5 protein-coding genes are annotated in these 4,634 nt (G+C 55.8%); 4 read left to right on the forward strand and 1 reads right to left on the reverse strand.

What is annotated here, in order from left to right; genetic code table 11:
• From ACTIKR_RS20170 to ACTIKR_RS20180, 3 genes are all read left to right on the forward strand, one after another.
• A partial coding sequence (locus tag ACTIKR_RS20170; RefSeq protein ID WP_442328842.1) for an ABC transporter ATP-binding protein occupies positions 1-927 on the forward strand: 927 nt, incomplete at its 5' end.
• The gene (locus tag ACTIKR_RS20175; RefSeq protein WP_193089532.1) at positions 921-1,919 is read left to right on the forward strand and encodes an oligopeptide/dipeptide ABC transporter ATP-binding protein; all 999 of its coding nucleotides are present in this window, start codon (positions 921-923) and stop codon (positions 1,917-1,919) included. The genes ACTIKR_RS20170 and ACTIKR_RS20175, both read left to right, overlap by 7 nt.
• 10 nt (positions 1,920-1,929) lie before the next feature.
• Complete coding sequence (locus ACTIKR_RS20180; protein ID WP_100699304.1) at positions 1,930-2,880, forward strand: serine hydrolase; 951 nt, start codon at positions 1,930-1,932, stop codon at positions 2,878-2,880.
• Positions 2,881-2,995: 115 nt separating this feature from the next.
• Here ACTIKR_RS20180 and ACTIKR_RS20185 read toward each other — a convergent pair whose 3' ends face one another.
• Complete coding sequence (locus ACTIKR_RS20185; protein ID WP_226817090.1) at positions 2,996-3,976, reverse strand: Bug family tripartite tricarboxylate transporter substrate binding protein; 981 nt, start codon at positions 3,974-3,976, stop codon at positions 2,996-2,998.
• A gap of 136 nt (positions 3,977-4,112) precedes the next feature.
• Here ACTIKR_RS20185 and ACTIKR_RS20190 point away from each other — a divergent pair.
• Positions 4,113-4,634, forward strand: a 522-nt coding sequence (locus ACTIKR_RS20190) for an AMP-binding protein (protein WP_442328843.1), incomplete at its 3' end; no start/stop codon positions are given.

Here is a 4,634-nt window from a genome sequence, read left to right on the forward strand (position 1 = left end):
CGAGCACAAATGGCTATTGAAGGAGTGACATTCCAGGTAAAAAAGGGCCGGGTGTTCGGGCTGGTCGGAGAGTCCGGATGCGGCAAAAGTACCACCTGTCGTTCGATTATTCGCTTGTTCGGCGGCTCGCCGTTTGTGATTGAACAAGGGCGTATTCTCTTTGACGGCAAAGATCTGGCAGCCATGGACGACCAGCAATTGGCAGGCATTCGGGGTCGAAAGATCTCCATGATTTTCCAGGATCCCATGACAGCGCTGAACCCGACAATGCGGGTGGGCGATCAGGTGGCCGAAATTGTACGGCGCAATCATGTCGGCCTGTCATCGACCCAGGTCCGCGAAAAAGTGGTGGGGCTGTTGCGGGAAGTGGGCATTACCTCGCCCGAGCGTCGTTTCAGTGCCTGGCCGCATGAGTTAAGCGGTGGCCTGCGCCAGCGGGTGCTGATTGCCATGGCCCTGTCCTGTGCGCCACAGTTGCTTATTGCCGATGAGCCCACGACGGCGCTGGATGTGACGATTCAGGCGCAGGTCCTGCGGCTGCTGCACGATCTGCGTGAACGCATAGGCATGTCGGTCCTGTTGGTCACGCATGATCTGGGCGTTGTGGCCCAGCATTGTGACGATATGGCGGTAATGTACGCAGGGAAGATTGTGGAAAGCGGTAGTGTGGCCGAGATTTTCGCCAATCCACGCCATCCCTATACCCGTGCGCTTCTTAATGCGCTGCCGGCGCATGTTGATCCCGAGCATAAGCTGGAGCCCATTCCGGGCGAACCTCCGGCCGCCGGACAGTATCCGGCGGGATGCCGTTTCCATCCCCGTTGCAGGTTTGCGATTGACCGATGTCATAACGAGATTCCTGATAATGAACAACTGACCCGCGAGCATGCGTGCGCCTGTCATCGCAAGGAGGAAATATTGTGGTAACTCAATCACAGTCTCCGATTCTGCTGACCGTGGACAAGCTGGAAAAGCGTTACGGCGGCAATCGCCGGCTTGGCGATTGGCTTGGCGGCAAATCGACAACAGCGCTGCAGGCCCTCAAGGGCGTATCGCTACAGGTGAGTCAGGGCGAGATCGTCGGCGTGGTCGGAGAGTCCGGTTGTGGCAAAAGTACATTGGGAAAATGCATCGTCGGCTTGCAACCGCCATCGGGCGGGACGGTAACCTGGTCTGATGGCAGGCCAATGCACGCGTTTTCGCGATTCGAGCGCAGCACCAAAATCCAGATGGTGTTCCAGGATCCCTACTCGTCGCTCAATCCCCGGTTTACGATCGGGCGTCTGCTTAAAGAGGCGCTGGCCACGCATAAAGCGGCGCACGATAAAAGCCCATTGAACACCGAGGTTGATCGCCTGCTGGGCATTGTCGGCTTGCCGCAGTCGCTGAAGCAGAAATTTCCACACGCTCTCAGTGGCGGTCAGCGCCAGCGCGTGTCTATTGCGCGGGCGCTCGCGGTCAGGCCGCAACTGGTGATTGCGGACGAACCGGTTTCTGCGCTGGATGCTTCTGTACAGGCGCAGATTATCAATTTGTTCGAGGATATCAGGCAACAATTGGGGGTGGCTTTCCTGTTTGTGGCCCATGATCTGAACGTGGTCAAACGCGTGAGCGACCGTGTCCTGGTCATGTACCTGGGCCAGATCGTAGAGGAAGGGACAAAAGAGGATATCTTTTCCACGCCCCGGCATCCGTATACGCGGGCGTTGCTTTCCGCCATTCCGGTTGCCGACCCGTCAATCAAGACCCCGTCCTCCATCCTGGAGGGTGAATTGCCCGATCCGCATGAGACTATTGCTGGCTGCGCGTTTTCCAGTCGTTGTCCTTATGTAATACCGGCTTGCGGGCAAAGCCATCCGGACTTGACGCCCGTCTCGGGCACGCACCGCGCCAGATGCATAAGATTGGCGCAAATCTAGGAAATTCTTTATGTATTACCATCAGACAGAACGATCAATGCAAATCGGACAACAACTGCTGTCGTCTGCCCGGCAGATCTTTGTGCCGCTTGGCCATGATGTGGCCGATTCGGGCCTGACGTTGCATTTGTTTCCGCGGTCGGATCCGGGCCAGCAGGCCAGCGGAAGTCTGGAAGGGTTTTCATGGCAGGGGCAACGGCATTTTTACCCGGCCAGCGTTGTCAAGGTGGCGTACCTGGCGGCAGCGCAGGCGGCGTTGCGTGACGGTAAAATAACGCCGCATCCTGAATTGAATCGCGCTATCACGGACATGATTATGTGGTCTAGCAATAATGCGACCAATTATGTGATTGACTTGTTGACCGGAACTACCGGAGACACGCTATTGCCGGATGCGGAGATGGCGCAATGGATAGCGCAGCGCCAGGGCGTGAATCGGTTTTTTGCAGAATTGGGCTGGCCCGAGGCCCGGGAAATGAATATCTGCCAGAAGTTGATGGATGATGATCGCTACGGCAGGGAAAAACGGTTTGTCACACTGGATGGAAAGAATAATCACAACTGCCTTAGTAGCGATTTTGTGGCACGCCTGCTTAGTGAAATTTGTACCGGCAGGTTCCTGGATTCCGCGACAAGCCTGGCGGCAGCGCAGTTCCTGAAACGATCTCTGGCAGAGAACTTCAAAAGCCTTCCGCATTCTCAGGTAAACGGTTTTCTGGGAGAGCGTTTGCCTGAGAATCTGCAATACTATTCCAAGGCGGGGTGGAACGGCTGGACCGGCGATGCGCTCTCCAGTTACAACCGGCACGACAGTGCCCACTTTCTGTTGTCGCAAGCTCAATGCAATGCCTACGGCGCCATCACGATTGTGGTTTTTTCCCATGGCAAGGCGGTGTCGGAAGACATCTTGTTTCTGCCGCAGATCGGCCAGGCGCTAATGCAGATACTTGCGCAGTATTGACAGATTAATCAGGATGCCCGGCTTGTCAAGCACCATTGGGCGGCGGCCTGCGGCGTCCGTGTTCTAGGACGCTTCCACTGCGATGGCTTTTGCGCCGTTATGCGCGCTGGTTGAGTCAGCGCTCTGCGGTGTTTTTCGCATCAGGTTTCAAAATCGCTCTCCAGCGGGCAATTTCACTATTGATCAGGTCGCGAAACGCTTCGGGTGACGAAACTTGGACTTCGCCGTCAATAACGGCCAGTCGTCTGCCGACTTCGGGATCGGCAAGGCTTTTTTTGAGCGCGCTGTTTATTTTCACAACAATGTCCGACGGTGTGCCTGCAGGCGCAAGAATCCCCCACCATACCAGAGCCTCGAAGTCTTTCAGACCCTGCTCTGCGATTGTTGGTGTATCGGGCGCCGACTGCAGCCGCTGGCTCCCGGAAGTTCCCAGTAGTTTGACGCGCTTGTTATCCAGTTGTCCCTTGATTTGGGACAGTCCGGTGAATGTCATATCGACATGTCCGCTTGCGACGTCCAACAAGGCCGGCCCGGCTCCGCGATAGGGCACTTTCAGCAAATTCAGTTGTGTGGCCACACGGAACAGCTCAGCAGCCAGATCGCTGGCTGAGCCAGCGCCCGACGTGGCAATTGTCAATTGCCTGGGATCCTTTTTGGCGTTGGAAAGCAGCGTCTGAATATCGTCGGCTTCCAGGCTCGAGCGCGCCGCCAGCCCCATGGCATAGGTAATAACCAGTCCGACGGGCATGAAATCCTCCGGCGTTCTATAGGGCAGTGAGGGCAGCAGCGTGGGATTGGTCGCAAAGCTGGGACTGACGATAAGCAAGGTATAGCCATCAGGTGCCGCTTTGGCCACAGCTTCAGTGCCGATCACGGTGTTGCCGCCGCCGCGGTTATCAACAATCACGGGCTGCCTGACCTCGGCGGAAAACTTGTCCGCCCAGGCACGCACAATAAAGTCGCCGCCCCCGCCGGCAGCAAAGGGCACGATGATACGTATTGGTTTATTGGGGTAGTCGCTCGCGCTTGCGGCATAACCGGCCGTGGTCAGGAGCGAAGTTGCCAGTAGTACTGCCTTTAATAGGTGTTTCATCATGTCTCTCCATTGCATAGTTTGCATTTGTCATTTTTTGTAGAGTGATCAAACCTCAAGGATCCAGCTGTATACTATTGTGCACTAAGGTGTATTTAAAGTAAACTACATATACTCTCCCACGTTCGGGGTACTGGTAATGAAAAGTCCGATTGACGTTCTGCGCAGCTTTCCCCCTCACGGCGGGACGCTACACGAGGCATTTTCAAGTCGTTGCCAAAACAGGCAAGACGACACTTTTATTATCCAGTCGGAAGTATCGCTTACCTGGAGACAATTTCGCGAGCGTTATGACAGGCTTGCGCGCGTGCTAAAAGGGCGGGGCATTGGCCCAGGCGACCGCGTGGCTGTCGTGGGGCGCAATGACATATCCCATCTACTGGCGTTGTTTGCGCTGGCTCGCCTTGGCGCGACCATGGTGCCGGTCAACCCGGATTACAGCATCCGCGAATTAACTTATGCCTTGAACCATGCCGACGTTAAAGCCATCATCGCGCAGGCCGAACTGCTTAAACCTATTGAGCAGGCTACGCAAGCCATGGCGCAAAAGCCATGGGCCTTGCTGTGGGGTCAAAAATTGCCTGACGATGCCTCTCTTGAGCAAGCCATCGATAATGCACCTGACATTGTGCTTGGAGAAAATGGTAGCGCCTCTGATACC

The organism is Advenella sp. (assembly GCF_052108595.1).
GTDB lineage: Bacteria > Pseudomonadota > Gammaproteobacteria > Burkholderiales > Burkholderiaceae_B > Advenella.